20 protein-coding genes are annotated in these 25,740 nt (G+C 72.6%); 7 read left to right on the top strand and 13 right to left on the bottom strand.

The window, feature by feature from the left end; all coding sequences use genetic code 11:
* Window positions 1-73 precede the first annotated feature (73 nt).
* The 6 genes from HNP84_RS05320 to HNP84_RS05295 all read right to left on the bottom strand — a co-directional run bounded on the left by HNP84_RS05320 (window position 74) and on the right by HNP84_RS05295 (window position 8,467).
* Window positions 74-2,509, bottom strand: a complete 2,436-nt coding sequence (locus HNP84_RS05320) for a beta-glucosidase family protein (RefSeq protein WP_312923844.1) — start codon at window positions 2,507-2,509, stop codon at window positions 74-76.
* 5 nt (window positions 2,510-2,514) lie between these two features.
* Window positions 2,515-4,143, bottom strand: coding sequence for an FAD-dependent oxidoreductase (locus tag HNP84_RS05315; protein ID WP_185048221.1), 1,629 nt, complete (start codon window positions 4,141-4,143; stop codon window positions 2,515-2,517).
* Window positions 4,144-4,146: 3 nt separating this feature from the next.
* On the bottom strand, window positions 4,147-4,998 hold the full coding sequence (locus tag HNP84_RS05310) for a carbohydrate ABC transporter permease (protein WP_185048220.1): 852 nt from the start codon (window positions 4,996-4,998) through the stop codon (window positions 4,147-4,149).
* Entirely contained in the window at window positions 4,995-5,921 is a 927-nt protein-coding gene (locus HNP84_RS05305) for a carbohydrate ABC transporter permease (protein ID WP_185048219.1), read from the bottom strand. The genes HNP84_RS05310 and HNP84_RS05305 overlap by 4 nt, the downstream gene beginning before the upstream one ends.
* A gap of 1 nt (window position 5,922) precedes the next feature.
* The gene (locus HNP84_RS05300; RefSeq protein WP_185048218.1) at window positions 5,923-7,203 is read right to left on the bottom strand and encodes an ABC transporter substrate-binding protein; all 1,281 of its coding nucleotides are present in this window, start codon (window positions 7,201-7,203) and stop codon (window positions 5,923-5,925) included.
* Window positions 7,204-7,429: 226 nt separating this feature from the next.
* Window positions 7,430-8,467, bottom strand: a complete 1,038-nt coding sequence (locus HNP84_RS05295; protein ID WP_185048217.1) for a LacI family DNA-binding transcriptional regulator — start codon at window positions 8,465-8,467, stop codon at window positions 7,430-7,432.
* A 252-nt stretch (window positions 8,468-8,719) separates the two neighbouring features.
* Here HNP84_RS05295 and HNP84_RS05290 point away from each other — a divergent pair, with 252 nt between their 5' ends.
* Window positions 8,720-10,471, top strand: coding sequence for a BNR-4 repeat-containing protein (locus HNP84_RS05290; protein WP_185048216.1), 1,752 nt, complete (start codon window positions 8,720-8,722; stop codon window positions 10,469-10,471).
* A 29-nt stretch (window positions 10,472-10,500) separates the two neighbouring features.
* Here HNP84_RS05290 and HNP84_RS05285 read toward each other — a convergent pair whose 3' ends face one another.
* Both HNP84_RS05285 and HNP84_RS05280 read right to left on the bottom strand, forming a co-directional pair.
* Entirely contained in the window at window positions 10,501-11,439 is a 939-nt protein-coding gene (locus HNP84_RS05285; protein WP_185048215.1) for a patatin-like phospholipase family protein, read from the bottom strand.
* Window positions 11,436-12,362 carry an acetoacetate decarboxylase family protein gene (locus HNP84_RS05280; protein WP_185048214.1) on the bottom strand — a complete coding sequence of 309 codons (927 nt, stop codon included), beginning with the start codon at window positions 12,360-12,362 and terminating at the stop codon, window positions 11,436-11,438. The genes HNP84_RS05285 and HNP84_RS05280 overlap by 4 nt, the downstream gene beginning before the upstream one ends.
* A gap of 391 nt (window positions 12,363-12,753) precedes the next feature.
* Here HNP84_RS05280 and HNP84_RS05275 point away from each other — a divergent pair, with 391 nt between their 5' ends.
* The gene (locus tag HNP84_RS05275; RefSeq protein ID WP_185048213.1) at window positions 12,754-13,422 is read left to right on the top strand and encodes a calcium-binding protein; all 669 of its coding nucleotides are present in this window, start codon (window positions 12,754-12,756) and stop codon (window positions 13,420-13,422) included.
* A gap of 155 nt (window positions 13,423-13,577) precedes the next feature.
* The gene (locus HNP84_RS05270; protein ID WP_185048212.1) at window positions 13,578-13,988 is read left to right on the top strand and encodes an Hsp15 family ribosome-associated heat shock protein; all 411 of its coding nucleotides are present in this window, start codon (window positions 13,578-13,580) and stop codon (window positions 13,986-13,988) included.
* Between the two features lie 897 nt (window positions 13,989-14,885).
* Here HNP84_RS05270 and HNP84_RS05265 read toward each other — a convergent pair.
* Complete coding sequence (locus HNP84_RS05265; RefSeq protein WP_185048211.1) at window positions 14,886-15,731, bottom strand: helix-turn-helix domain-containing protein; 846 nt, start codon at window positions 15,729-15,731, stop codon at window positions 14,886-14,888.
* Between the two features lie 90 nt (window positions 15,732-15,821).
* Between HNP84_RS05265 and HNP84_RS05260 the strand changes: the two genes are divergently transcribed.
* The 4 genes from HNP84_RS05260 to HNP84_RS05245 all read left to right on the top strand — a co-directional run bounded on the left by HNP84_RS05260 (window position 15,822) and on the right by HNP84_RS05245 (window position 19,118).
* Complete coding sequence (locus HNP84_RS05260) at window positions 15,822-16,868, top strand: aldo/keto reductase (RefSeq protein WP_185048210.1); 1,047 nt, start codon at window positions 15,822-15,824, stop codon at window positions 16,866-16,868.
* A 22-nt stretch (window positions 16,869-16,890) separates the two neighbouring features.
* Window positions 16,891-17,868, top strand: a complete 978-nt coding sequence (locus HNP84_RS05255) for an aldo/keto reductase (RefSeq protein WP_185048209.1) — start codon at window positions 16,891-16,893, stop codon at window positions 17,866-17,868.
* A gap of 68 nt (window positions 17,869-17,936) precedes the next feature.
* Window positions 17,937-18,800, top strand: a complete 864-nt coding sequence (locus HNP84_RS05250) for an MBL fold metallo-hydrolase (RefSeq protein WP_185048208.1) — start codon at window positions 17,937-17,939, stop codon at window positions 18,798-18,800.
* Between the two features lie 102 nt (window positions 18,801-18,902).
* A complete protein-coding gene (locus tag HNP84_RS05245) occupies window positions 18,903-19,118 on the top strand; it encodes a hypothetical protein (RefSeq protein WP_185048207.1) in 216 nt (71 codons plus the stop codon).
* Between the two features lie 273 nt (window positions 19,119-19,391).
* Here HNP84_RS05245 and HNP84_RS05240 read toward each other — a convergent pair whose 3' ends face one another.
* The 4 genes from HNP84_RS05240 to HNP84_RS05225 form a co-directional block, all read right to left on the bottom strand.
* A complete protein-coding gene (locus HNP84_RS05240; protein ID WP_185048206.1) occupies window positions 19,392-19,934 on the bottom strand; it encodes a hypothetical protein in 543 nt (180 codons plus the stop codon).
* A 243-nt stretch (window positions 19,935-20,177) separates the two neighbouring features.
* A complete protein-coding gene (locus HNP84_RS05235) occupies window positions 20,178-20,738 on the bottom strand; it encodes a CHRD domain-containing protein (protein ID WP_185048205.1) in 561 nt (186 codons plus the stop codon).
* Window positions 20,739-20,879: 141 nt separating this feature from the next.
* The gene (locus HNP84_RS05230) at window positions 20,880-24,005 is read right to left on the bottom strand and encodes a hypothetical protein (protein ID WP_185048204.1); all 3,126 of its coding nucleotides are present in this window, start codon (window positions 24,003-24,005) and stop codon (window positions 20,880-20,882) included.
* Between the two features lie 329 nt (window positions 24,006-24,334).
* On the bottom strand, window positions 24,335-25,381 hold the full coding sequence (locus HNP84_RS05225) for a LacI family DNA-binding transcriptional regulator (protein ID WP_185048203.1): 1,047 nt from the start codon (window positions 25,379-25,381) through the stop codon (window positions 24,335-24,337).
* Between the last annotated feature and the right edge of the window lie 359 nt (window positions 25,382-25,740).

Below are 25,740 nucleotides of genomic sequence, written 5' to 3'. Positions count from 1 at the left end.
CGTACCGCCCAACCCTAGAGCTCCGGCCTCCCGGACGGCGTCGCCACCCGCCGCGCGCCGGCGCGACGGAGGATCACCATGCCGCGAGCTTCGCGGACAGCGGGCGGTCCGCGCTGCTGGGACCGGCTTCGAGCAGGTGGTCACCGGGGATCGGGTGCCACGATCCGGCCCAGGTCTGGAAGGCACGGTCGGGCAGGGCGATCGTGACGGTCGCGGCCTGGCCGGGGCCGGCGGTGACGGTGGCGAAGCCGGCCAGCCTGCGCCCGGGGTGCGAGGGGTGGCCGGCCACGGGGGCGAGGTAGAGCTGGACGACCTCCCGGCCGGGGCGGGTTCCGGTGTTGCGCACGGTGATCGTCGCTTCGCGTCCGTTGACGGACAGCGACTCGTACGTCCACGTCGTGTACCCCAGCCCGTGCCCGAACGGGTAACGGGGCCGCGTCCCGGTACGCTCCCAGGCGCGGTAGCCGATGAAGACGTCCTCGGTGTAGGCGAGGGCGCCGTCGATCGGGGTGGTGGACAGGACCGGGCAGTCCGCCGCCCGCATGGGCCAGGTGGTGGGCAGCCGCCCGCCGGGCTCGGTCGTGCCGAGGAGGACGCCGGCGAGGGCGTGGCCGGCCTCCTGGCCGGGGAACCAGGTCAGCAGGACGGCGGCGACCTGGTCGGCCCACGGCAGTTCGACCGGGGAGCCGGCGTTGACCACGACGATCGTCCGCGGGTTCGCGGCGGCCACCCGGGTGACGAGTTCGTCCTGGCGGCCGGGCAGGGCCAGTCCGGCGCGGTCCACGCCCTCGGACTCGGCTTCCTCGGTGGTGCCGACGACGACGATCGCGACATCCGCCTCGGCGGCGGCGCGTTCGGCCTGCTCCAGCAGCTCGTCCGGGGTCGCGACCGGCTCGCCGTGACCGAGCGTGAGCGAGACGAAGGGCTGGTCGGGATGCAGGTCGATGCGGTGGTGGACCCGTACGGCGACGGGTTCGCCCGCGGCGAGGCCGATGAGGTGCCGGTGCTCGGGCGGGGCGGTGGACAGCACGGCCAGGTCGCCGGTCTCGGGCTCGATGACGCCGGTCACGACGGTCTCGCCGACGGTGAGGGTGTAGCCGCCGGTGCACCGGACCCCGAGTCGGTGCGTGCCACCGGTCGCCGGGGTGAACCGGGTGGCCAGTTCGATCGCGGCGACACGTGCCGGGGGGACCGCGCTGGAGACGTCCGGCCAGATCGCCGCTCCGTCGGGCAGGTTCACGACCGCCAGCACCTCTCCCCCGTGGCCCAGGAACCTGGCGGTGACCCCGGTGGCCCCGTCGAGGTTCCGCCACTGCGGGCCGGCCGCGGGCGGCAGCGTGGTACGCGGGTCGGCGCCGACCGCGTACGTGACCCGTACGCCGCCGGGGAGCGCCGCGGTCAGGCCGTCCAGGGGCGAGACCACGTGCGGCGGGAAGACCGTGGCGCTGCCGCCGCCGAGGATGCGCACGTCGCGGGCCGCCGCCCCGAGCACGGCGACGCCGCGCAGGCGCGCGGCGTCCAGCGGAAGCACTCCGTGCGGGTTGCTCGCCAGGACGAAGGACCGGGCGGCGATCTCGCGGGCCAGTTCCTGCCCGTCCACGGCCGCCGGACGGTCGCTCTCCGCCACGGCCGGCCGCGCCCCGGACAGGGCGCCGACGCGTGCGGCCAGGCGCAGCACCCGGCGTACCTGGTCATCGACGACCTCGGGTTCGACGGCGCCGGAGCGGACCGCGGCGGCCAGCCGCTCCCCCCACGGGCTGCCCGCCGCGGGCATCGCGACGTCCAGCCCGCCGCGGGCGGTGGCCTCGGTGTCGCGGGCGGCGAACCAGTCCGAGACCACCACGCCGTCGAAGCCCCACTCGCCCTTGAGCACTCCACGCAGCAGCGGGGCGTGCTCGGTCATGGGCACCCCGTTGACCTTGTTGTACGCGGCCATGACGCCCCACACTCCGGCGGCCACGACGATCTCGAAGGGAGCCAGATAGAGCTCCCGCAGGGCGCGCTCGGAGACCAGGTTGTCCACGGTGAAGCGGTCGGTCTCGGCGTCGTTGGCGACGAAGTGCTTCACCACGGCCGCGACGCCGTGCTCCTGCACGCCCGCGACGTACTGCGCCGCGATCACGCCGGTCAGCAGCGGGTCCTCGGAGAACGCCTCGAAGTGCCGGCCGCCGAGCGGGCTGCGGTGCAGGTTGACGGTGGGCGCGAGCAGGACGTCCACGCCTTTGCGGCGCGCCTCCTGGCCAAGCAGCCGTCCGGCCCGGCGGGCCAGGCCGGGATCCCAGGTCGCGGCGAGCGCGGTCGGGCTGGGCAGGGTGATCGCCGGATCGGCGGCGCTCCAGTGCGTCCCGCGTACGCCGACCGGCCCGTCGCTCATCACGATCGGCCTCAGGCCGATCTCCGGCACGGCGGGCAGCGACCACATGTCCTGCCCGGAGAGGATCGTGACCTTGGTGTCCAGGTCGAGCGCGGCCAGTGCGGCCTCGACGGCCGCTTCGCGGTCGGTGTGCACGAGGGTCACTCCTCGACGAGCTGCGGGACGGCGGGAGCCCGGCCGCAGGGAGTGGTGCGGATGTCGTCCGGCCAGGCCAGCGGTATGCCGAGCGTGCCGGACAGGAGCCGCTGGAAGTCGCCCAGCCGGTTCGGGTCGGCGCGGATCTTGCGGGGCGGGAGGTCGGTTTCCAGCGCGTGCGCGACCAGCGCGCCGACGGCCTCGCCGATGCTCCACTCGACGGGGTGCAGCCGGTAGGCGCCGTTGGTGATGTGGGTGGTGCCGATGTTCTTGCCGGCCGGCAGCAGGTTCTCCACCCGCTGCGGCAGCAGCGCGCCGAGCGGGATCTGGAACGGATAGCAGTCCACGTCCACGTACGTGCGCCCGGCGGTGCTGGGATGCAGGTCGATGCGGTACGAGCCGATGCCGACCGCGTCGTGGAAGACCTCGGAGCCGGCCAGCGCCCCCCGGGCCTCCACGCCCACGTGCTGCTCCAGGACCGTGAACTCGGCCTTGATCCGCCGCGACTCGCGGATGTAGGGCGCCTTGGCCAGGCCGTCGGCGGTGCCGACGATGTCCGGACGCAGCCGCAGCCCGGGGTAGCCGGTGCCGCCGTCCGGCCGCGGAGCCTCGGTCTGCATCCAGTACAGGAACGACAGCGACAGCGACTTGGCGCCGTCGAGCGCCGCCGCCGGGTCCGCGCCGGGCCCGATCAGCGGCAGGTCCCAGTAGTCGATCTGCGGCCAGTTGACCAGCGTGACGTCGCGCTCGATGGTGCCCGGCCGGTGCTGGGAGGCGGCGACGATGCGCCGGTAGTGCCACAGGTCGTGCCGGCCGGGCAGGTGCCCGTCGGGCTGGAAGATGGACCGTTCGCGCCGCGTCAGATCGATGGGCTCGATGTCCACCCAGGACAGTTGCGGCCCCGGCCAGAACGGGGGGACGTGCGTGCGCCAGTGGTCGTACCGGCCGGGCCTGTCGATCGTGTGGTCCTCACCCGGCCGGTGTTCGAGCGGGAAGCACCAGGAGATGGCCTGCTGGTCCAGCGGGTCGGCCACCGCGGGGGCGTGCGGCTCACCGGTGTCGCCGGCGCCCTCCGCGCCGATGACATGCTCGACGCCGGCCAGCGGCAGCAGATCGCCCAGCTCGGTGGCGTCGATGACGTAGTGGGCGGCGACGGTGACGTGCGCGTCGTCGGTGAGCCGGTGGAAGGTCACGGCCTCGACCTGGTCGCCCGTCGCGGCCACGGCGACCGGCCGGTGACGGAGCAGCACGGTGAGGCGGCCGCTCGTACGGTGTGGCGCGAGCAGTTCCTCGATCGCGGCCAGCGCCGCCCGCGGCTCGTGGCACAGCGGGCTGACCACCCCCAGCCCCGGGTTGAGCAGCGGCTGCGCGGCGACCTCGGGGAGCAGCGGGTACGCGCGGCGGTAGTAGTCGCGGATGGTACGCCGCAGGCGGCGATAACCGGCCGAGGCGTACCTGGACTCGATCCACGGATGCTCGTCCGGCGGGACGGCCTGGCTGGTGAGCTGGCCGCCGAGCCAGTCGGTCTCCTCGGTGAGGATCACCCGCAGGCCGAGCCGCGCGGCGGTGAGCGCGGCGGCGACACCGCCGAGGCCGCCGCCGACGACGAGCACCGGGGAGCGCGTTTCAGACATGGATCACCCTTTCACGCCGCCTTCGGACAGGCCGGCGATGAAGCTGCGCTGGTTGAACAGGAAGACGGCGAGGATGGGCAGGATCACCAGGACCGATCCGGCCATGGCCGGGCCGTAGGCGACGTTGCCGCCGGTCAGGAACCGGCTGAGCGCGAGCTGCACGGTCTGCGTCTCGGCGGAGCCGGTGACCACCAGCGGCCAGAGGAAGTCGTCCCAGACCGCGGTGAACGCGAACACGGCGACGGTGGCGACCAGGGGCTTGGCCAGCGGCAGGTAGATGCGCCAGAACACGGTCAGCTCGCCGGCTCCGTCCACCCTGCCGGCCTCGCCCAGCTCGTCGGCGAGGCCGAGGAAGAACTGGCGGGCCAGGAACACGTTGAGCGGCCCGATCAGGTGCGGCAGCGTCAGCCCGGCGAGGGTGTCGAGCAGGCCGGAACCGCCCTGGCCCAGCAGGTCGTTGCCGCCCGCGAGCGGGATGCCCTTGGTGATGAGGAACAGCGGGATGAGGGTCACCGCGACCGGCACCATCGTGGTGGAGACGATCGCCAGGAAGACGGCGCCGCCGCCCGGGAACGGCAGCTTGGCGAAGGCGTAACCGGCCAGCAGGGCGAACACGCAGTTGGCGACCACCACGATGAGGGCCACGATGGCGAAGTTGAGCATGGCGCGGCCGAGGTTGCCGTCGTCGAGGGCGACCGAGAAGTTGCCGAGGGTCGGCTGGGCCGGCAGCAGGCGGGGCTCCTGGGTGAAGACCTCCGCCTCCGGCTTGAACGCCATCGACACCATCCACCAGAACGGCATCAGCACCAGGATCGTCGCGGTCGCCAGGGCGACCAGGGCACCGGGTCTCCTCACGATCGCCTGCCCATCCCGCGCATGGCCACGAAGGAGAACGCGAAGATCAGGGCGAACAGGACGAACGCCATCGCGCTGGCCGAGCCGAACTGGTTGTTCTGGAACGCCTGCTGGTAGATGAGGAAGTTCGTGGTGGTGGTGGAGCCCAGCGGGCCGCCGCCGGTGAGGATGAAGATCTCCGCGAACGACTGCGCCAGGTAGACGATGTTGACGGTGATCACGTAGACCATCACGGGACGCAGGCCGGGCAGCGTGACATGCCGGAACCTGGCCCAGGCGCCGGCGCCGTCGAGGGCGGCGGCCTCGTAGAGGGTCTTCGGGATGGCCTGCAGCCCGGCCAGGAACAGCACCATGTTCCCGCCCAGCGCCTTCCACACCCGCATCACCGCGACCGCGTGCAGCGCGGTGTCCTCGTCCAGCAGCCAGGTGTGCGGCCGCAGCCCGGCATCGGCGAGCAGGCTGTTGAACCAGCCGTCGGGAGAGTAGAGCCATAGCCAGACCAGGCTGACCGCGGTCAGCGGCACGATCCGGGGCAGGAACAGCCCGGCCCGCCACAGGCCGATGCCGCGTACCCTGCGGTTGGCGAGCAGGGCCAGGCCGAGCGCGATCCCGACGGCGAACGGCAGCACCTCGGCCACGAACTGCACGGTGACCCCGACCGACTGCAGGAACTCGGCCGAGCCTGCCAGCGCGGCGTAGTTGCCGAGGCCGACGAACCGGGGCGCGCCCCGGTCGAGCGGGCTGTAGCTGGTGAAGCTCAGGTACAGCCCGTACAGCATCGGGAACATCTGGAAGACGGCCAGGTAGGCGATGGCCGGGGCGGCGAAGGCGAGGCCGATGAGCCGCCGGCGCCGGCTCGGCCGGCGCCGCACCGCGGGCCGGCTCCGCGCGGTGGCGGGTCCGGCCTGTGTCGCGACGCTCATGTCACTCGCCCGCCAGCAGCGGGCCCGCCTCCGCCGCCGCGGCGGCGAGTGCCTCCGCGGCCGGCACCTTGCCGGCGAGCGCCTGCTCGATGTGCTTGTCGAGCACGTCGCGGACCTGCACCCAGGCGGGCACGTTCGGGCTGCCCAGGTACGCCGGCGCGGCCTCGACGAACGGCTTGAGCAGCGGCTGCTCGCTCGCGTACGCGCCGGTGGCCGCCGAGGCGCGCACCGGCAGCGCGCCGGCGGCCTGCGCGTAGCGGTCCGACACCGGCCGCGACACCATGAACTCGATGAACTTCCAGGCCAGGTCCTTGTTCGCGGAGTCGGCGTTGACGAACAGGCCGGGGCCGGCCCCGCCGAACGTCTTGGCGGTCGCCGCCTCCAGCGGCGGCATCACGCCGATCTTGTCCGCGAGGTCGGGCCGGGCCTTGGCGATCTGGATCACCTGACCGGACGTCGCCATCACCATCGCGGCCTTGCCGGTGGCCAGCGGGTTCTGCGCGGCGGGCTGGTTGGCGAAGTCGGCGCCGAGCTGGTTGCTGACCGCGGTGTCCCCCTGGTAGAGGCGGGCGAAGTACTCCAGGGCACGAGTGCCTTCGGGACCGTTCCACGCCGGCTTCCTGCCGTCGCCGGTCAGCAGGGAGCCGCCCTCGGAGCCCAGCAGCGTCAGGAAGGTCTGCACCCGCTGCGTCTTGGCCGACTGCAGCAGCAGACCGGCCCGGCTGACCGCGCCGTCCTCCCTGACGGTGAGCTTCTGCGCGGCCTGGTACGCCTCGGCCCAGGTCCGGGGCGGGCTCGCCGGGTCCAGGCCGGCGGCGGTCAGCAGATCCTCGCGGTACGCGATGAGAGTGCCCTGGCCGCTGAGCGGGATCATGTACTGGACGCCGGCGACCTTGCCGCCCTCCAGGTACGCCGCGAGGTCCTCGCGGTCCTCGGCCGGCAGCGCGGCGATCCGCTCGTCGAGCTTGTCGATGCGGCCCGTCTGGACGAAACCGGCGGCGGCGGCGGGGCCGTGGCCGAACACGTCGGGGGCGGTGCCGGCGGCGAAGGCGGCGTTGAGCTTCGGGGAGATCTGCCCCCAGTCCACGTAGGTGATCTCGACCTCGACGTTGTGCGCCTTCTCGAACTCGGGCACCAGCGTCTTGGTGACCAGCTCGATCTCGGGCGCGGAGTTGCCGGGGAACCACACGGTCAGGCCGCCGGGGCCGCCGGTGCCCGAGCCGCCGCCGGTACCGCAGGCGGTGGCGAGCAGGACACCCGCGCAGGCCACCGCGAGTGTCACGTGTCGCCTTGCTGTGAGGGGCATGTCCTGGCCTCCTTTCTGGAGCAGGGTCTTTCCGGAGCGGGGTCGCTTTCCGGAGCAGGGTCGTTTCCGGAGCAGGGTCGTTTCCGGAGCAGGGTCGCTTTCGGAGCAGGGGATCGCTTTTCGGAGCAGGGGATCGCTTTCCGGAGCAGGGGGGATCGGGCCGCGGGCGGGCTCGCCCGCGGCCGGGGTGGGTTCGGCTCGGTCAGCCCTTGGGCGGGCCGATCGTGATGTCGTCCAGTTGCTCGCAGGGCAGGAGAACGTGCCGGGCGGGTGCCGGAGCGGGATCGGCGAGCAGGTCGATGAGCAGCTTCACCGCGACCCGTCCCATCTCGTTGCGCGGTATGCGCAGGGAGCTCCAGCGGGGCGCGCCGACGGCGGGGAGGTTGACCAGGACCACCGCCGACAGGTCGCCGGGCACGGTGAGCCCGCGCGCGTCGAGCAGCGCCGCGACCAGCGTGGCGATCTCGGCGCCTTCCAGGAGCAGTGCGGTCAGCCCGGTGGCGAGCACGGCGTCGAGCCACGCGTCGTCCACGTGCCCGGGGTCTATGACGTACATGAGTTCCGGCAGCCCGGCGGCGGCGCATCCCGTGCGATAGCCGGCCTCCTTGTCCAGGTGGACGTCCACCCGGTCGGCGCAGGTGATGTAGCCGATCCTGCGGTGGCCGAGGCCGGCGAGCCTGGCGACGATGTCGGCGGTCGCCGTCGCGTAGTCGGCGCTGACCCAGGAGATGTCCGCCCCGGGCACGGTACGACGCCCTATGTGCACGAACGGATAGCCCTCGCCCGCCAGGCGGGCGAGGTCGGAGGCGTTGTGCTCGACACCGATGAGCACGCTGCCGTCGGCCAGGGCGAGCCGGTTCGTCCCGTCGCGGTAGATGTGCCGTCGTCCGTCGGCCGACTCGGTGGAGGCGAACAGGACCAGGTCGTAGCCGTCGGCGACGGCCTGCTGCTCGATGCCGGTCAGGAACTCGTGGTAGAAGTCGAGCTGGTCGATCGGGAACATCGACTCGAAGGAGTGCACCCCGATGAGCCGGTTGCCCTTGCCCTTCAGGCTGCGGGCGGCCGCGTTCGCGACGTAGCCGAGCTGCCGCACCGCGTCCTCGACGCGCCGGACCGTCTGCTCCGGGATGCCCGACTCACGGGCCCGCCCGTTGATGACGGCCGAGACCGTCGCCTGTGACACCCCTGCCAGCCGTGCCACATCGGCCTGCCGCGGTACGCGCCTGCGTACGCCCGCCATGAACCGTCTCCTGATTCGTATCAGCGACCGGATCGGTCGGATGGATGCTGCTGCTACGTGTTGGCCCCCGATCGTGACGAGCCCGCGGCCGGCTGTCAAGTGCCCTGGCGTTATCCACCGGCAATGTTCCGGTAACCATTGACACGAGATCCGTGCCGGGATCACGATCTGCTGATACGAGCCAGTGAACCGGCCCGCGCTCCTGATACGTACCAGGAACCCCCCCTTGGACCAGTGAAGGAGGTGCCCGCGATGCCACGCCCCCCATCGCGCGCGCTCACCGTACTCGCGGCGGCGGCCGCGATCCTCGTCACCGTCGTCACGGCGCCCGCGCACGCGGCCGCGCTGCACACCGTCCAGGTGCCGGCCACCACGCACCCGACCAGCTCGGGTGCGGGCTGGTGGACCCCCATCGTCCACGTGGACGGCGCGACGTACGTCACCTACCTCGACGCCGACCTCAACGTGGTGGTGGCCAGGCGCGGCGCCGGCGGCACCTGGACCTCGGCGATCGTGGACACCGGGATCGTGGCCGACGCGGGACACACGCAGCCGTCGATCGCCGTGGACGGTGACGGCTACATCCACGCCTTCTACGGCATGCACGACAACCCGATGCGGTACAAGCGCGGCAACGTGCCCGGCAGTGTGACGGGAGGCTGGACCGACCGCAGCGGCGAGATCGCGTCCATCGCGCCGTACAACGCCTTCACCTACCCCATCCTGGCCACGACCCCGAACGGCGACGTGTACCTGCTGATCCGGTCCCGGGGCCGCTACGGCGAGCTCTACCGGTGGCGCGACTCCACCGACACGTGGTCGCTGATCGAACGCTTCGGCAACGAGACCGGCTACACGTTCTACCCCAACGCGATGGTCGCCGACGGCGCCGGCGACCTGCACATCGCCTTCGAATGGGCCAAGGTCCAGCCGCGCCCCGAGCGGCACATGGGCTCCTACGTCCGCTACAGCCCGGCCGACGACACCTTCTACCAGGCCGGCGGGGCGCGGCAGGAACTGCCGATCACCCGCGCCAACTCCGACGTCCACCAGCCGATGCGGGCCGAGGAGACCTGGGACCAGTGGGGCGTCCAGGGCGCCAAGATCACTGTGGACGGCGAAGGGCGGCCGCTCATCGCCTTCGACTACTCCGTGGACGGCACGACCGCCGGCATGCAGCACCGGCTCTCCCGCTGGACCGGCGACCGGTGGGCGGTGACCACCATGTCCACCGGCTACAGCCATCCGGACAAGCCCTGGATCACCCACTCCGGCGGCGTCACCCGCTACTACTTCCCCGACGCGGCGCAGAACGTCCAGTTGCGGGCGTCGTCCGACGGCGGTGCGAGCTGGACGGCCCCGCAGCAGCTCACCGGCGGGCACCGGCTCAAGAGCCTGTCGGGCTACACCTCCGCCGGCACCGACTACCTCTACCTGAACGCGCTCTCGGCGCACGAGCTGTACATCGGCGTCTCCACCGGGGGCCCCACCCTCTTCTCCGACGACTTCGAGGACGGCGACGCCGCCGGGTGGGCCCCGGCGGGCGGGAGCTGGTCGCCGGTCACCGACGGCACCACGCGATACCGGCAGGCGGCCCTCGCGGGCAACAACATCTCCACGGCCGGCCAGAGCACCTGGACGGACTACACCGTGCGGGCCTCGATCAAACCTCTCGGCTACGGCGCCAACCCGGCCCTGGGCATCAGCGCCCGCTACACCGATGCCGGCAACCGCTACGGGTTCAACTACTCCAACGGGGTGCTGCACATCATGAAACGGGTCGGCGGGGTCGCCACGGTGCTGGCGAGCAAGCCGTACACGCTGAGCCCCGGGACCGCGTACACCTTCACCGCCACCCTCAACGGCGACGCGCTCGCGTTCGCGGTCAACGGCGTCCAGGAACTGACCGCGGTGGACCGCAGCCACACCGGCGGCAAGATCGCGCTGGCCACGTACAACGCCACCGCGTCCTTCGACGACGTCCGCGTCACCGCCGGATGGTGAGCCACCGCGTCAGCCGGCCCGGAGGGTCTTCATGGTGCGGCTCTCGCGGATTCCGGCCGCGGGGTCCGTGCGGCGCCCGCCGGGGCCGCACGGCGCAGGTGCCCCGTCCTGCCGAGGTACTCCCGGGCCGCGATCCGGCCGGCCTCGATCGTGGGGCGCATCTGCCGCCTGCCGCGGAAGAACAGGTAGCCGACGGGGATGGGGTGCCGGGGCCGTACGATGTGCACGGTGACGTGGCGCTGCCCCGGCTCGGCGGTCCCGGCCGCCACGTGCTCGTTGACCTCCGCTATGCGGTCGAGTTCGCGCTTGAGGTTGCCCGTGGCGCAGATCTCGAAGATGTGCCCGAGGTGGTTCCAGAATCCGCCCCGCCACTCGGGCCGGTCCTCTATCGCCCAGATGACCCAGATCTCCTCGGCGCCCTGCCGTACGGCTTCGGCGAGGTTGGCGTCCTTGAGCAGCAAGGCGTCGACGTACAGCGTGCCGTCCTTGGCCACCGGCGGCACCACGCCCGGCACCGCGTCGACGGCGAGGAAGTAGTCGAGATCCATCTGCTCGTGCGGAATCGTCTTGATCCGCTTGGTGGTGAAGTCCACCACGTTGAAGGTGGCGGTCACCGGATGCCCGTTGACCTGGCGGCAGGTTCGCACCTTCGCCAGGTCTATGCCCCACTTGGGGAGGATCCGGCGCACCGCCGCGTCCTGCGTGAGCAGCGACGGCAGCGTCCAGAACGCCAGGTAGCGCCACCACGGGTGGAAGGAGAGGAACTCCCGGGGCGACAGGTTCCCCCAGGCTTCGGCGATCTCCCCGGCGGAGCGGCCCGACAGCAGCATGCCCAGATTGAAGACCGACCCGCTGGTGGCGTCGATGTGGTCGAACTCCAGGTCCGACTCCTCCATCAGCACCTGAAGGACGCCGGACGCCCAGCCGATCTTCGCGCCGCCTCCGGCCAGAACGAGTGATCTTTTCACGAGGCCACCCCCCGTCCGATCGGTTCACGCGTTCCGCGCGCCGCCAGCAGGCGGTCGCTGTGGACACGGTCGGGGGGCGGCAGCCGGTCCTGCGACAGCCCCAGGCCGACCACGCTGTCCAGGCCCTCCCTCGGGGGCGGGGGCCGGGAGGCCGAGGTGAGGAACCACGTCTCCACGTGATCGTCCAGTGTTCCGCGCATGGACGGGATGAAGGCGGTCAGCAGCGGCCGCTCCTCCGGCACGCCCAGGCCCTTCAGCCACGCCACCCGCTCGTGGTCGCCGATGAGAAGCCGGCTGCCCGGCCCTCCTCCGAGGGTCACGCCCATCCGGCCGCGCAGCGAGATCGACGACTTGGCCAGCATGCCGCGGAAGCAGCCGTACCCGACGCCGTTGAACCGCAACGGCAGCCACGCCCCGGCCGGGCGGGGTACGTCCACTCGCATGACGATCTGCCCGTCGAGGTCGTACTGGCTGCTCACCGTGGTGTCGCCGACGACGAAGTCCAGGTTGGCCTGCCGCTTGGGCATGCCCCAGATGCCCAGGCCGCCCTTCACCGAGATCTCGGTGCTCACCGGCAGGTCGTAGATGTACAGGCCGGTGCCGAAGGCCCGGCCGAGCAGGAGCGGCGACAGCGGCGGCGCCGGCCGCGCTCCCCTGGTGCACAGGACTCCGATGCAGAACTCGACGTAGCTGCCGATCGTGGTGTCCCGGTAGTCGACGACCGCGATCACCAGCAGCCCCTTGCCGCGCACCCGGCACGGATGCAACTCCTCCGGGAGCACCGCCCGCGTGCCCTCCGGCTCGATCGGGTACACGGCCAGCAGCGCCGGACTGCCCCGCGTCTCCACCGGCATCCGGAACGGAATGCCGTCAACGTTGGCGAAGCGGCCGGCGGTACGCCTGCGCCGCGAGAAGAGAATCATGATCGGACACCCGGGCCCCTCATGGGCGGGATCGTCCCCCGGCGCACGTCAACGAGATGCGGATCTACGCCACCGCCGCCGGACAAGGACACGACACGTTCATCGGTAGCGGGTCGTCTGTACATGGTAGGCCGCCACGATCCGGGCCCCGCCGCGGCGACGCCCTGGTCTGGGCTGCTGTCTCCGGTGCTCACCTCACCGGCCGGTCACACTTTCATTCTGTGCCTCCCCCCGCCCCTTGACAAGGCCGGACGACGGCCGGACCACAGGCCGGCCCTCCAGTCCAGGTATCGGTGCCCAGAAGGAGCGCGCAATAGTGCGCGGTGTGCCGCCTGCCGCTCTGCGAACGTCCTCGTGTTCCATGTCCCGGCTTCTGAGGGGGATCTTCCGCATGCGAGTCATCACGGGACCATCGGTCGCCGCCTTACTGGTGGCGGGCGTCACGTTCATCACGGGCCCGGCCCACGCCGCGGCGGCGGGCACGGTCAGCCTCGGCGACGACGGCCTGACCTTCACCGCCGGCGCGAACGTCGCCAACAGGCTCACCATCACCCGCGTCGGCGACCAGATCAGGTTCGTGGACATCGCCGCCCCGGTCACCGAGAACGCCGACCTGTGCACGACCTTCAACAACAACGCCGGCACCGGCGTACTGTGCGATGTCGCCGTCGCCAGCCGCGTCAACGTCTACCTGCGCGACGAGGCCGACCTGCTGACCGCGCTCAGCACCGTCCCCTACCACGTGGAAGGGGGCGCGGGCGACGACGAGATCTCCACCGGCGACGGAACCGACACCGTTCGCGGCGGCATCGGTGACGACACCATCGAAGACGTCGGTGACGGAAACGACGTCGTCTACGGCGAGGCCGGCCAGGACGAGATCAACATCGACGACGGCCTGGGCCGCGACACCGCGTACGGCGGCCTCAACGCCGACACCATCAACGCCGACGACGGCCTGCGCGACATCATCCGCTGCGGCGACGGCGTCTTCGACCGCGGAGACAAGGCCGACATCGACGCCAACGACTCGGCCCTCGACTGCGACTCGGTGTTCTGACCCGACTCGTGTTCTGACCCGTCGAAAGGCAGGCGCCGCTGAGAGACCACGGCGCCTGCTCACCAGGGGCGCTCTCCAGAAGCCCCCATGGATGACCGGTGTGGGCAGGCCGCGGCACGGGACGGTGGTGCGCGCTGCCGCAGTACAGTGGCGGGGTGACGGGTGAGCAGGTGAGCGCTCGGGTGGACAGCTGGATCTGGTCGGTGCGGCTGACCAAGACCCGTTCGATCGCGTCCGACGCGTGCCGCGGCGGGCACGTCAGGGTCAACGGGGTGCGGGTCAAGCCGGCGCACGCGATCCGGATCGGGGACGAGGTGCGTCTCCGCCACGAGGGGCGCGAACGCGTCGTGGTCGTCTCCCGCATCATCACCAAGCGCGTCGGCGCGCCCGTGGCCGCCGAGTGCTACATCGACAAGAGCCCGCCGCCGCCTCCGCTCGAGGAGGTCGCGGTCGCGGTACGCGATCGTGGCGCGGGGCGTCCCACCAAGCGCGAGCGCCGCAGCATCGAGAAGCTGTTCGGGCGCACCACGGCCGAACGACGGGGCCGCCGGGGCCGTCCGGAGTGATCTGCCGCATCCCGAGCGTTCCGGGCTGAACCCGCGGCCGCCCGGCCGTGGCCGCCGGTGGCCGGCGCCCCGGGACGGCGGGTGGTGGTGGAGGTCGGCTGCGGCACCGGCCTGTACAGCCACCTCATGCTCACGCGGTTCTCCGCCCTCTCGGCGGTGGGCGTGGACGTGCCCCACATCCTGCGCCTGGCCGCGGTGCCGAGCGCCCAGCTCGGCGTGGACTCCCGGTTCACCCCCGGGGGCTGGACTTCTGGGCCGACGACTGGGACGGCTTCGACCGGGTGTTCTCCGCCGGGATCTTCCACCTGCAGACCGCCGCCTCGGCCCGCTCCCTCTTGGCCAGGGCCGCTGCCGCCCTCTCCCCCGACGGCCTGGTGGCTATCGCCGACCACATCCTGTTCGCGCCAGCATGCTCGCCACCCCCGCGGCGGCGCCTCCCACACCATCGCCGACTATGACACCTGGCTGCGGGAATGCGGCCTGCGCCGCGTCGCCCTCCTCGCCCCCCATGCACCGCCTCCTGCCGGCCCGCCTCTCCGGGCCGCCCTCGCCTGTGCCGGTGGGGGCGGCTTCTCGCGTGCACCCTTTGGGACCGGCTGCGCCACACGTCGAAGGGCGGGCGTGCGCGGGCCGGCGCGGGGTGCGTCTCTGGGAGTGGTGCGCGAGTTCGGCCTGGTCCCGGGCGTGGCGGGGCGAAATGGTGACGGCCATCGCGTGACCCTTCGGAGTGCGAACGATCAAGATCGAAGGAGGACAGGCGATGGCCGCGGACACCATTGTGACGCCCGAGCGATGGGCGGGCAGACAGATCCATACCAGGGGCTCCGACTTTGTTGCGGCCCCTGGGGACCGACTCAAGGCACGGCCCCTGTGCGCGTGCGTGCGGGGCGGGGCGGTCTACTGGTACGCGGCGGCGGTGGGGCGGGCCTCGGTGAGGAGGGCGAGCGTGGCCGACGCGGCGTCGTCGGCGGGGAGGTAGACGAGCAGGCGTTGCTCGTCGGTGCCGGGGAGCTCCAGGCTCTCGTACGCCAGCAGCAGCTCGCCGGCCACCGGGTGCGCCCAGCGCTCGACTCCGGTGCGCGCGGGGAGCGTGCCCGAGGAGTGGAAGCGGTCGCCGAACGGCGCGCCGGCGGTCACCGTCAGCTCGCGGGCCAGGGCGGTGGCGTGGGGGTCGCCCAGGGCGGCGGCGGCCCTGAGGTCGGCGGCGCGCTCGTCGGCAAGGTGCTCCCAGTCGGGGAAGGCCGCACGGGCGCGGGGGTCGGTGAAGACGTAGCGGGCGAGGTTGGGCGGCCGGGAGTCGAGCAGGCCCGAGGGGGCGGCGAGGCGCCGGAACCCGGCCGTGCAGGCGAGGATGTCGGCGATCCGGTTGACCACCAGGGCCGGCGCCGGTTCCAGCCGGTCGAGCAGCGCGAGCACGGTGGGGCGGACGGCGCGGGCGGGCGGCTCGGCGGCCTGGCACACGGCGCCCGTCGTCACCTTCACCAGGCGGTGCAGGTGGACCCGCTCGTCGGCGGACAGGCCGAGGGCGTCGGCGAGCGCGCCGATGATCTCGGGTGAGGGGCGGCGGTCGCGGCCCTGCTCCAGACGGGTGAGGTACTCGACGCTGATCCCGGCGAGCGTGGCCAGCTCGGCGCGGCGCAGACCGGGAGTGCGGCGGCGGGACCCGGCGGGCAGTCCCACGTCGGACGGGGAGACGGCCTCGCGCCGCGCGCGAAGGAAGTCGCCCAGCTCGTTGTCGCCCATGAGCAGGAGTCTAGGTCGTTATCGTGGCCCTGCGAGGGATGGTCTCGGCGCGGTCTCCCGCGCGGGCGGCCCGGCGGGCAGGCTCGGAGCATGAGATACCGATCGCTGGGGCGCACCGGGCTGCGGGTGTCGGAGCTGTTCTTCGGCGCGATGACCTTCTACGAGCCCGCCGGCTCCGGGCGCATGCGCGAGTACGCCGCGATGCTCGACGCGTACGCCGCCGCCGGGGGCAACGTGATCGACACCGCCTCGGCGTACGGCGAGAGCGAGAGCATCCTGGGCGAGCTGCTCACCGGGAAGCGTGACCGGTTCGTCGTGGCCACCAAGTACACGCTCTCGCGCGACCCCGCCGACCCGAACGCCTCTGGGAACCACCGCAAGAACCTCACCCTGTCGCTGGAGCGCAGCCTGCGCCGGCTCAGGACCGACTACATCGACGTGTACTGGGTGCACATCTGGGACCGGCTCACCCCGATCGAGGAGACGATGCGGGCGCTGGACGACGCCGTGCGCACCGGCAAGATCCTGCACATCGGCGTCTCCAACGCCCCGGCGTGGCTGGTGAGCCGGGCCAACACGCTGGCGGAGTGGCGCGGCTGGACCGCGTTCGCCGGGTTGCAGGTGCCCTACAACCTGCTGCGGCGCGATGTGGAGCGCGAGCTGCTGCCGATGGCGGAGGCGTACGGGATGAGCGTGGCCGCGTGGGGGCCGCTGGCGGGCGGCGTCCTGTCCGGCAAGTTCAGCCGGCCGGAGGGGCCGGGCGGGTCCACCCGCGTCGATCCGGGGTCCCTCACCGCCCGGGACCACGCCGTGGCGCGCGCGGCGCGGGAGGTCGCGGACGAGCTGGGCGTCACGGCCGCCCAGGTGGCCCTGGCCTGGACCCGTTCCCGCTCCGCCGCCGTGCACCCGATCATCGGCGCGAGCGGCCTGGCGCAGCTCACCGAGAACCTGGGCGCGGCCGGCCTCGTCCTGCCGCCCGACGCGGTACGCCGGCTGGAGTCGGCGACGGAGTTCGAGCAGGGCTACCCGGGCGACTTCATCGCCGAGTGCGAGGCCGCCGCCGGGGTGTTCGGCGAGGCCGTCGCCGCCGAGAACCGGAGGATTCAGGCGGTCCGGGATACTAAGGGCGACGTTTGAGGCTGTCGCGCGGGGAGAACGCATGGAGAACCGGACATTGGGGCGGACCGGACGGCAGGTCGGGGTCGTCGGGCTCGGGGCCTGGCAGCTCGGGGCCGACTGGGGCGAGGTGAGCGAGGACGACGCGTTCGCCACGCTGGAGGCCGCGGTGGAGGCGGGGGTGACCTTCATCGACACCGCCGACGTGTACGGCGACGGCCGCAGCGAGCAGATCGTGGGGCGCTTCGCCAAGGGGCGCCCGGAGCTCACGGTTGCCACCAAGATGGGCCGCCGCATGGAGCAGGTGCCCGCGAACTACGTGATGGCCAACTTCCGGGCCTGGATCGACCGGTCCCGGCAGAACCTGGGCGTGGACACCCTGGACCTGGTGCAGCTCCACTGCCCGCCGACGCCGGTCTACTCCACCGACGCGGTGTTCGACGCGCTGGACACCCTGGTCGCCGAGCGGAAGCTCGCGGCGTACGGGGTGAGCGTGGAGACCTGCGAGGAGGCGCTGACCGCCATCGCCCGGCCGGGCGTGGCCACGGTGCAGATCATCCTCAACGCGTTCCGGCTCAAGCCGCTGGAGCGGGTGCTGCCGGCCGCCCGCGCGGCCGGGGTGGGGATCATCGCCCGGGTGCCGCTGGCCAGCGGGCTGCTGTCCGGCAGGTACGACGAGAACACCGTCTTCGCCCCGGACGACCACCGCAGCTACAACCGGCGCGGCGAGGCGTTCGACGTGGGCGAGACCTTCTCCGGCGTGGACTTCGCCACCGGCCTGGAGGCGGTGCGCCGCCTGGCCCCGCTGGTGCCCGAGGGGGTGGCGATGGCCCAGTTCGCGCTGCGCTGGGTCATCGACCAGCCCGGCGTCTCGGTCGTCATCCCGGGCGCCCGCAACCCCGCGCAGGCCAGGGCCAACGCCGGGGCCGCCGCGCTGGCGCCGCTGCCGTCCGAGACCCTGGAGGCCGTGCGGGCGGTGTACGACGAGCTGATCCGGCCGCAGGTGCACCACCGCTGGTGACCCCGCGTGGCGGTCCCCGGCGCGGCCCCCTCTCCCGGTGAGAATGACCCGGGAGAGGGGGGGCCGGGATGATCCACAGGTTCGCGGTCGGTGACCTGCCCTGCGCGGTGATCAGCGACGGGCAGCCGGAACCGCCGTGGGAGCCCGCGCTGGAGACGTTCTTCACCCCCGGCACGGGCGTGCCGCCGGAGGAGCTGCGCGCGGCCGTGGCGGCGGAGGGACGCGGCAGGACGACGGTGCGGTGCGGCTACAACTGCCTGTGCGTCGAGACCCCGGCCGGTCTGACGGTCATCGACACCGGGCTCGGCCGGGACTTCGGCGGGTACGGGCCCGAGGTCGCCCCGCTGGTGGGACGGTTCGGCGAGCGGCTGGCCGAGGCCGGGTTCTCCGCGGCCGACGCGGTGGCCGTGGTGTTCACCCACCTGCACGAGGACCACGTACGGGGTGCGATGTGGCCCGGCGAGCCCGCGTTCCCCCGGGCCACCCTGTACGCGCACGCCGCCGAGGTGGCGTTCTGGTCCGGCGCGCCGCCGTCGGTGCCGCCGGACCAGCGGGAGCCGGCGCTGGAGGCGATCCGGGTCTTCGGCGAGCGGCTGCGCCCGGTGGAGTACGGCGTGGAGATCATGCCGCAGGTCCGCGCGGTCGAGGCCGCCGGGCACACCCCCGGGCACATGGCCGTGCTGCTGGAGTCGCGCGGGCAGCGGCTGCTGTGCACCGGCGACTCCTTCCACGATCCCCTCCAGCTCGGCCATCCCACCTGGCGCACCCCCTGGGACGCCGACGCCGAGCGGTCGGTACGCAGCCGCCGCGCACTGCTGGAGTGGGCGGCGGCGGAGAACCTCCTCGTACTGGCCTACCACCTGCCGTTCCCCGGCCTGGGCCGGATCGCCCGGGACGGCGACGCCTTCGCCTGGCGGCCGATCCCTGCCTGATCCCTGCCTGATCCCTGCCCGTCCCGGCCCTTGAATGAGCCCTCAAACAATTAGTAAACTTTCCTTAAAGTTCTCGCCCTGGTCGCAGGTAGAAGGAGCCCGATGAAAAGACATGCGCTTCGGCTGGCGGTCATCGCCCTCGCCCTGACCGCCATCGGCGGCATCACCGCCTCCCCCGCCAACGCCGGGGTCGTCGCCGTCTATCCCAACAGTGCCGCCTGCGAGTCCGCCGGGCAGCGCGGCCTCGGAACTCTGTGGCCCTGGTACACCTGCTACCAGTCAGGCACCGGCTGGGCCCTCTGGGCGCCCAACTTCTAGCCCACCCCGAGTCCCCAGGCCGGCCCCTCCGGTCACGCCCGCACCACCCAGGCGCTGACCGCCTCCTGCATCACGTCCAGAGGGCCGCCTCCGCTTCCTGGAGTTCCGGAGGCGGCCCCATACCCGGGCCGGATATGACATGGGGAGGGCGGGGAGCACGGTGGGCCGCACGACGTGGCGCTCACCCGTGCATCTCCCGGGAAAGAGCGCGGGGCGCGGAGATCCTCTGCTGGAATTCCGTGCCCCGGATGTTGAAATGTCCGCTTTATAGTGCTAATTCGTGCACATTGCGGAAACGGTGACGTTGTAGATGTACCAGGCGCCGCCCGGCGCCGTGTACACCGGCGTGGATGTGGTGGACCAGTTCGCGCATGCGACCCCGGCCGCCAGGATGTCCGCCCGTGCCGCCTGCGAGCCCGCCTGGATGGCCGCGGTCGATGACGTGCCCCCGCCCTGCCGCGTCGCCGAGCGCGGCACCGTGTAGGCCGGCTGCGGCTGTGGCACGCAGGTGCCCGACGCGGTCGCGCTGAAGACGTACGCCGAGCCGTCGGGCGCGGTGTAGACGTGCGTGGACGTGGTGGTCACGCTTGGGCACGTCTCCCCCGCCTGGGCCGCCTGCGCGTTCAGCGCCGCGCGGGCGTTGGCCTCGGCGTTGGCCCTTCCCGCGCTCATCGTGGGCCCCCAGCCGCTCTCGGTCGCGGTGCGGAAGGTGTCGGCGTGCGCCGGGGCCGCGCCGAGCGCGAGCACCGCCGCAGTCGCGGCGGCGCCCGCCGCGAGCCGCTGGGCCTGGAGAATACGTCGTCGTGTGTGCCGCATCTGCGCTCCTCGCCTGGGGGCCGTGGCGGCGTCACCGTACGAGACCGGTGCGCGGCCGGGCCAGCCCCGCCGGCGTACGGCGGAGTCCGCCCCGGTCGGCGGCCTGCGGCGATGTAACTTTCAGCGGTCGTTCAGCGCATCGCGCGCGGCGCCCCTTGGCGCCGAAGTGGCGGCGGGCGGCAGTGGCTCCACCCGGCAGGCCGCAAGGCGGCCGGGGGCGGCCTCCGCCCCCGGCCGCACCGGTCACCAGCGGCCGGTCTTGTGGAGCTGGCCGCGGACGGCGCCGTCGGGGAACGTCTTGGTGTGCAGGTTGGCGTACCAGTTCTGCGGGTTCTTCTTGATGCCCTTCAGGACGCTCAGGTCGCGGACGACCACCGAGCCGGAGCTGGTGTTGCCGCGGATCGTGCCGTTGGACAGCAGGTCGATGACGACCGGTCCGTTCTTGCCCGCCTTGCCGCGGTGGATGTGGAAGGCGGTGGGCTTGGCCACGTGCTTCCACTGCACGAAGTAGTAGAAGCGGTTGCCCTTGATGCGGAACTTGGCTATCGCCTTGCCGTCGCGGTCGTTGACCTTCTTGCCCGGTTCCGGCACCTCGTTGCGGCCGAGCAGGCCGCTGGCGAAGTAGTAGTTCTTGACCTGGGACGCCGGCGCGGCGGCGGTCGTACCGGTGGCCTCGGCCGCGGGGGCCGCGGCCTCCGCGGGCAGCGCCACCGCGGTGGCGGCCAGCGCCGCGGCCGTCACGCCCACCAGCACCCGGCCCATGACGCGCCGCCAGCCCCCGGCGATCTCTTCGAGCGCGTTCATCAGAATCTGTCCCCTTACTGTCTGCCTTGTCGGCGATCTCTGACTCGGCAGACAGTAGGGGCGTCAGCCGGTGAGGTTATGCGTACAAATCCACACCGGGTGGGCAATGTGAAGAAGGCCACATTCCGGAGCGGCGTTTCCTCAGGTCAGGGCCACGCGGACGTTGTCGAAGTCCACGGCCGCGCGGCCCGTGATCAGTTGCACGGACCCGGGTCCGCCGATCGGGTTCGGGTCGGTGACGGTCACGCGGGGCGTCGTCTCCCCCCCGACGAAGGCGCGGATCTCGGCGCCGCGCAGCTCGACGCGGAGCTTCACCGGGCCCGTCACCGCCGCCCCCGTGCCGGTGGCGATCACGCCGGTCCCGGCGCGGTAGACGTCCACCGACCCGTTGGGCCGCAGGTAGATCAGGTAGCCGGACTGGGTGTACGCGTCGCCGGGCTTGGCCGTGCGCACCTGGACGCCGCCGAAGGCGGTGGAGGTGGCCAGAGTGCGGAAGGTGATGTCGGTCTCCACGAAGCCGTCGGTGATGCGCAGGTCGTCGATGACGGACCTCCATCCCGTACGCGTGGTGTCCTGCTGGCGGTAGACGCCGTCGGCGACGGTCCACGTGCCGTCCACGGCGGTCCACGCCTGCGAGGTGGCCGCCGGCGAGGAGAAGCCGTCGCGGAACACCACGCCCTCGGCGTCGGGCACGATCCGCAGGTCAAGAGCGTCGATCTCGGCCGTGCCGCTGGTGCGCAGCGTCCGGACCTGGAGCGGGCACTCGCCGGGGAGCGTCGTCTCCCGTACGGCGACCTTCACCTCGCCGGGCCCGGCGGCGGTGGCGTCCGCGGTCAGGCAGGGGCCCGAGACGGTCACCTCGCCGATGTCCCGGCCGGCGACATGCACCGTGAGCTCCTGGCCGGCGGTGGCGGTCGCGGCGTCCAGCCTGGCGGTGACCAGGTCCTGGCCGACGTCGGAGCGGGCCGCGGCGGTGACGAGACGCGCGGCGTCGCGCCGGCTCAGCACGTCCGCGCGGGCCAGCCGGTGCGCCGTCTTGGTGACGTGCGAAACGAACGCGCCGTGGCTCTCCCACTGCTCGTCCGCCCGGATCAGGTCGGCGACCGTGCAGCCGGTGCCGTCGTCGGGGTTGGGCACGCCGGTGTCCCGGGCGCCGATGCGCACCGTCGCCGACTCGTCGGAGCCGACGCAGGCGTCGTCCAGGACGCGGACGTCGTAGCTCAGCTCGCCCGCGGCCTTGACGTCGAGCACTTGCAGGGTGCGCTTCCCCCCGGCCACCGGGAAGGACGAGGGCCACAGCGTCGCCGTGCCGGCCCCGGTCCAGCGGATCTCGACGCTGCGCCCGTCGCGGTTGACCACGACGCCGGAGACGTTCTCGGCGGTGGCACGGGACCCGACCTGGACGCCGCCGCCGCCGATCCACTGGAGCGTGTCGTCCGGCTCCAGCACCAGCGGGATGCGCTCGAAGAACTGCCCCGAGCCGCTGACGCGCACCTTGAGGGTGTCGCCGAGCGTGACCGACTTGGTCACGGGCGCGTTCTCGGCCGCGTAGCGGATCTCCAGCGCCTCCAGGCCCTTCACCGTGGCCGGATCGACCGGGGCGCCGTCAAGGTAGAACGCGGGGACCGGCTGGTCGTAGGAGTCGAAGTGCGGGCCGTCGGCCGCGGTCCACCCGGTGCCCCAGGACAGCTCGGCGTCCACCGGCCGCGTACGCGGGGCGCCGATCTGCGGCGCGTTCTGGCCCTGGATCACCACGCCCAGCTCGGGGTCGTAGAGGTAGTTCAGGCCGAAGCGCTGGTTGTCCCAGAAGCCGTACTGGGTGTTGAAGTGCCGGCCGAAGCCCAGGCCGACGGCGTACGCGGGGCGCTTGGCGAAGACGAACCGCTGGCCGAGGGCCGAGTCGGGGCGGTACTCGGTGTACGGGCCACCCGCGTACGGCCGCAGCGTGCCGATCGCCGCCCGCCGTTCGGTGGCGGCCGGGTAGTACTCCTCCTTCAGCGCCACGTCGCGGACCACCGCCGGGTCCAGGTACGCCCACGTGGGGGCGATCAGCGGGGCCACCGACTTCTCCCAGCCCCCTTCGGCGAAGTCCTCGCGGCGCTGCCGCATCTCCTCCTGCGTGGCCGAGTACGCCCTGGCCTGCGGGATCTTCGCGCCCCACAGGTTGTTGGAGCCGATGGGCAGCTCGTCGGCGTAGTTCCAGCCGCGGTGCCGGGAGTCGATCGCGGTGTTGATGAAGTAGCCGTCCAGGACCTTGTCGTAGAGCAGGTTGTACTGGGCCCAGTCCATGTAGCGCGACTGCATCCGGTCGATGGTGGCCTGGGTGGCCGGGTCGGCCCAGCCCGCGAGGTCCTCCGACTCCACTTCCAGGCTGTAGCGGTGGGCGACCGTCCCGTCGCGGAAGAAGCCGGCCTCGCCCTGGGAGATCCGCTCGTGGTCGGCGAGGCGCTGCTCGAAGCGGGCGCGCAGCGCCGGGTCCCCGAAGCGGCCGAGCAGGCGGGAGATGCCGACCAGACCGCCCGCGACCTGGTTGGCGAACTGCGAGCCGCGCGGCCCCCACACCTCCTCGTCCTCCAGGAACCAGACGCCGGCCGCCTTCATGGACTGGGTCAGGGCGGAGACCAGCGCCGGGTCCACGGTGCCGTCGGCGTCCAGGAGCTCCAGCATGATCGCGTACAGTTCGAGCGCGAAGCCGGTCGCGGCGCGCGAGTGGACGTCCCCGCTGCCCTGCGGGAACGACCCGTCGGCGTTCTGCCTGCTCAGCGTGAACTGCAGCGCCGCCTCAAGCCGCTGCCGCAGCGCCGCGTCGCGGTAGTACGGGTTCCACGGCCGGTTCGCGGTGTAGAAGTACGCCAGCGTGAGGACGTTCTCCATGACGCGGGCGTCACCGGGCCCCTGCCCGGTGCGCCAGCAGTTGCAGGTGATGTAGCCGTAGTTGGTCGCGCTGTCGTCGTTGACGCTGTTGGCGAGCCTGGCCAGGTTGCCGAGGTAGGGGGCGATCTGCTGCTCCAGGCCGGTGAAGCCGGCCAGGTCGATCGCGGCCGGGTCGAGGGCGGCGACCTCGGGCAGCGGCCCCGACACGACCGCCGGCACCGCGGGCGGCGCCACCGCTGCCAGCGGCGCCGCCGTCTGCGCCCCCTGGGGCAGCGGGGCCGTCTCCGCCCAGGCCGCCTGGGCGCTGGGCGCCAGCGCCAGCGCCAGGCCGAGGGCCGCCGCGGTGACGCGGCGCCCGCCGCGGGCGCGCGCACCGGCTCGTTTCGATCTCATGGTGGTGCCTCCAGGATGGGGGGATGAGCGCCGGCGACCGGCCCGCTCGACATCGACTGATCGCCATGGAGCGCCGGCGGGACGACGGTCCGGGAACCCGTGGCCTGTGCCGCGTGAATGTCGTGAATCGATTCACGAGGGTGCGGCGATCGTAGTTACGGCGTTGCGGCCATGTCAACGGGCTGTTACGCGCGGCCCCTCAGGGGCGTGCCCCACGGCCCGTTACGCGGGGCCCTCAGCGGCGCGTCCACGGCCTGTTACGCGGCGGCCCTCAGCGGCGCGTCCATGGCCCGCTACGCGGGCCCCTCGGGGGCGTGCCCACGCAACGGCTACGCGCGGCCGTTCACGGGGAGGGACGTCGCGCGTACCACCAGCTCGGGCTCGAACCGCCCCTCGGACTCCCGCTCGTCCTCGATGCCGAGCAGGATGCGCACGGCGCTGGCGCCGAGCGCCTTCGACGGGTGCCTGATGGTGGTGAGCGGCACGATCGCGAAGTCGGCGAACTCTATGTCGTCGTAGCCGACCAGGGACAGGTCCTCCGGCACCCGGACCCCCGCCACGATGAGCCCGTGCAGCAGGCCCAGCGCGAGCAGGTCGTTGCCGGCCACGATGCCGTCGGGGAAGCCCGACCGCGCCCGCCCGACCAGCGTCCGCGAGACCGCCTCGCCGATCTTGGCGGTCTGGACCTGCACCCGGACCACTTCCAGCGAGGCCCGCGCGCCGGACTCGGCCACCGCCCGCTCGGCCCCGGCCAGCCGCAGGTCCACGTGGGGGTGCGGGCCGCCGACGAACAGCAGGCGGCGCCGTCCCTGGGCGAGCAGGTGCGCCGCGGCGAGGTAGCCGCCGCGCTCGTTGTCGCCGGAGACGGCCGGATAGCTGTGCGGGCCGGGCGCGACGCCGACCAGGACGAACGGGGTGCCCCTGCGGCGCAGCGCGAGCAGCTCGCCCGGAACGTCCCCGACCGGGACCGCGAGGATCCCGCTGACCTGCTGCGACTCGAAGAACTTGATGTACGCCCGCTCGCGCTCGCGGCTCTCGTCGCTGTTGGCGACCAGGATGAACCGGCCGTGGGCGGCGGCCTCGGCCTCGGCCCCCGCGGCGACCTCGGCGTACACGGGGTTGCTCATGCTGGACACGAGCAGCCCGAGCGCCAGGCTGTGCCCGACGCGCAGCCGCCGCGCCGCGTCGTTGCCGACGTAGCCCAGCTCGTCGGCCGCCGCGAGCACCCGGCGGCGCAGCTCGGGCGAGACCCGGCCGGGCTGGGTGAAGGTGTAGGAGACGGTGGCCCGGGAGACCCCGGCGCGCGCCGCGACGTCGCCGACCGTGGCGGCGGAGCCCTGGGCCTTCGGCCGCCTCGACGCCGGCTGAGAGGTCATCGATCTCCTCACTGTCCTGTCCCGCGGACGGCCGGAGTATATGGCGCGGGTGCGCCGCGATGCGGGCTCGCGGGGCGGTTGGGATGGGCGGGTGTGCTTTGCGATGGAGGATCGCCTGTTAGCGTAGCGCAGTCGTGAATCGATTCACCCCGCGCGACGCCCGACGGATGCCGCGCCGCCCGATGAACCCCGGCCCCAGCGGGCCGGGGCCCCGGCTCATTGACACCGAATCCCGGCGGCACGTAATCTGCGCGAAATGGTGTGAATCGATTCACGATTCCGAAGGGTGGCCCGCATGACGGCCGCGATCAGCCCGCTCGGCCGGCGAAACCGTCGCTACAGGCGGTACCGGGCCGTCA

Source organism: Thermocatellispora tengchongensis, assembly GCF_014202315.1.
Lineage (GTDB): Bacteria > Actinomycetota > Actinomycetes > Streptosporangiales > Streptosporangiaceae > Thermocatellispora > Thermocatellispora tengchongensis.
Note: the sequence above shows the minus strand (reverse complement) of the source record. Positions and strands in the feature narration are given on the sequence as shown.

Coding starts and splice junctions, on each gene's coding strand:
- HNP84_RS05315 (WP_185048221.1), bottom strand. CDS start 4,143: ATGTCTGAAACGCGCTCCCCGGTGCTCGTCGTCGGCGGCGGCCTCGGC.
- HNP84_RS05305 (WP_185048219.1), bottom strand. CDS start 5,921: ATGAGCGTCGCGACACAGGCCGGACCCGCCACCGCGCGGAGCCGGCCC.
- HNP84_RS05295 (WP_185048217.1), bottom strand. CDS start 8,467: ATGGCGGGCGTACGCAGGCGCGTACCGCGGCAGGCCGATGTGGCACGG.
- HNP84_RS05290 (WP_185048216.1), top strand. CDS start 8,720: ATGCCACGCCCCCCATCGCGCGCGCTCACCGTACTCGCGGCGGCGGCC.
- HNP84_RS05280 (WP_185048214.1), bottom strand. CDS start 12,362: ATGATTCTCTTCTCGCGGCGCAGGCGTACCGCCGGCCGCTTCGCCAAC.
- HNP84_RS05275 (WP_185048213.1), top strand. CDS start 12,754: ATGCGAGTCATCACGGGACCATCGGTCGCCGCCTTACTGGTGGCGGGC.
- HNP84_RS05265 (WP_185048211.1), bottom strand. CDS start 15,731: ATGGGCGACAACGAGCTGGGCGACTTCCTTCGCGCGCGGCGCGAGGCC.
- HNP84_RS05260 (WP_185048210.1), top strand. CDS start 15,822: ATGAGATACCGATCGCTGGGGCGCACCGGGCTGCGGGTGTCGGAGCTG.
- HNP84_RS05255 (WP_185048209.1), top strand. CDS start 16,891: ATGGAGAACCGGACATTGGGGCGGACCGGACGGCAGGTCGGGGTCGTC.
- HNP84_RS05250 (WP_185048208.1), top strand. CDS start 17,937: ATGATCCACAGGTTCGCGGTCGGTGACCTGCCCTGCGCGGTGATCAGC.
- HNP84_RS05245 (WP_185048207.1), top strand. CDS start 18,903: ATGAAAAGACATGCGCTTCGGCTGGCGGTCATCGCCCTCGCCCTGACC.
- HNP84_RS05240 (WP_185048206.1), bottom strand. CDS start 19,934: ATGCGGCACACACGACGACGTATTCTCCAGGCCCAGCGGCTCGCGGCG.
- HNP84_RS05235 (WP_185048205.1), bottom strand. CDS start 20,738: ATGAACGCGCTCGAAGAGATCGCCGGGGGCTGGCGGCGCGTCATGGGC.
- HNP84_RS05230 (WP_185048204.1), bottom strand. CDS start 24,005: ATGAGATCGAAACGAGCCGGTGCGCGCGCCCGCGGCGGGCGCCGCGTC.
- HNP84_RS05225 (WP_185048203.1), bottom strand. CDS start 25,381: ATGACCTCTCAGCCGGCGTCGAGGCGGCCGAAGGCCCAGGGCTCCGCC.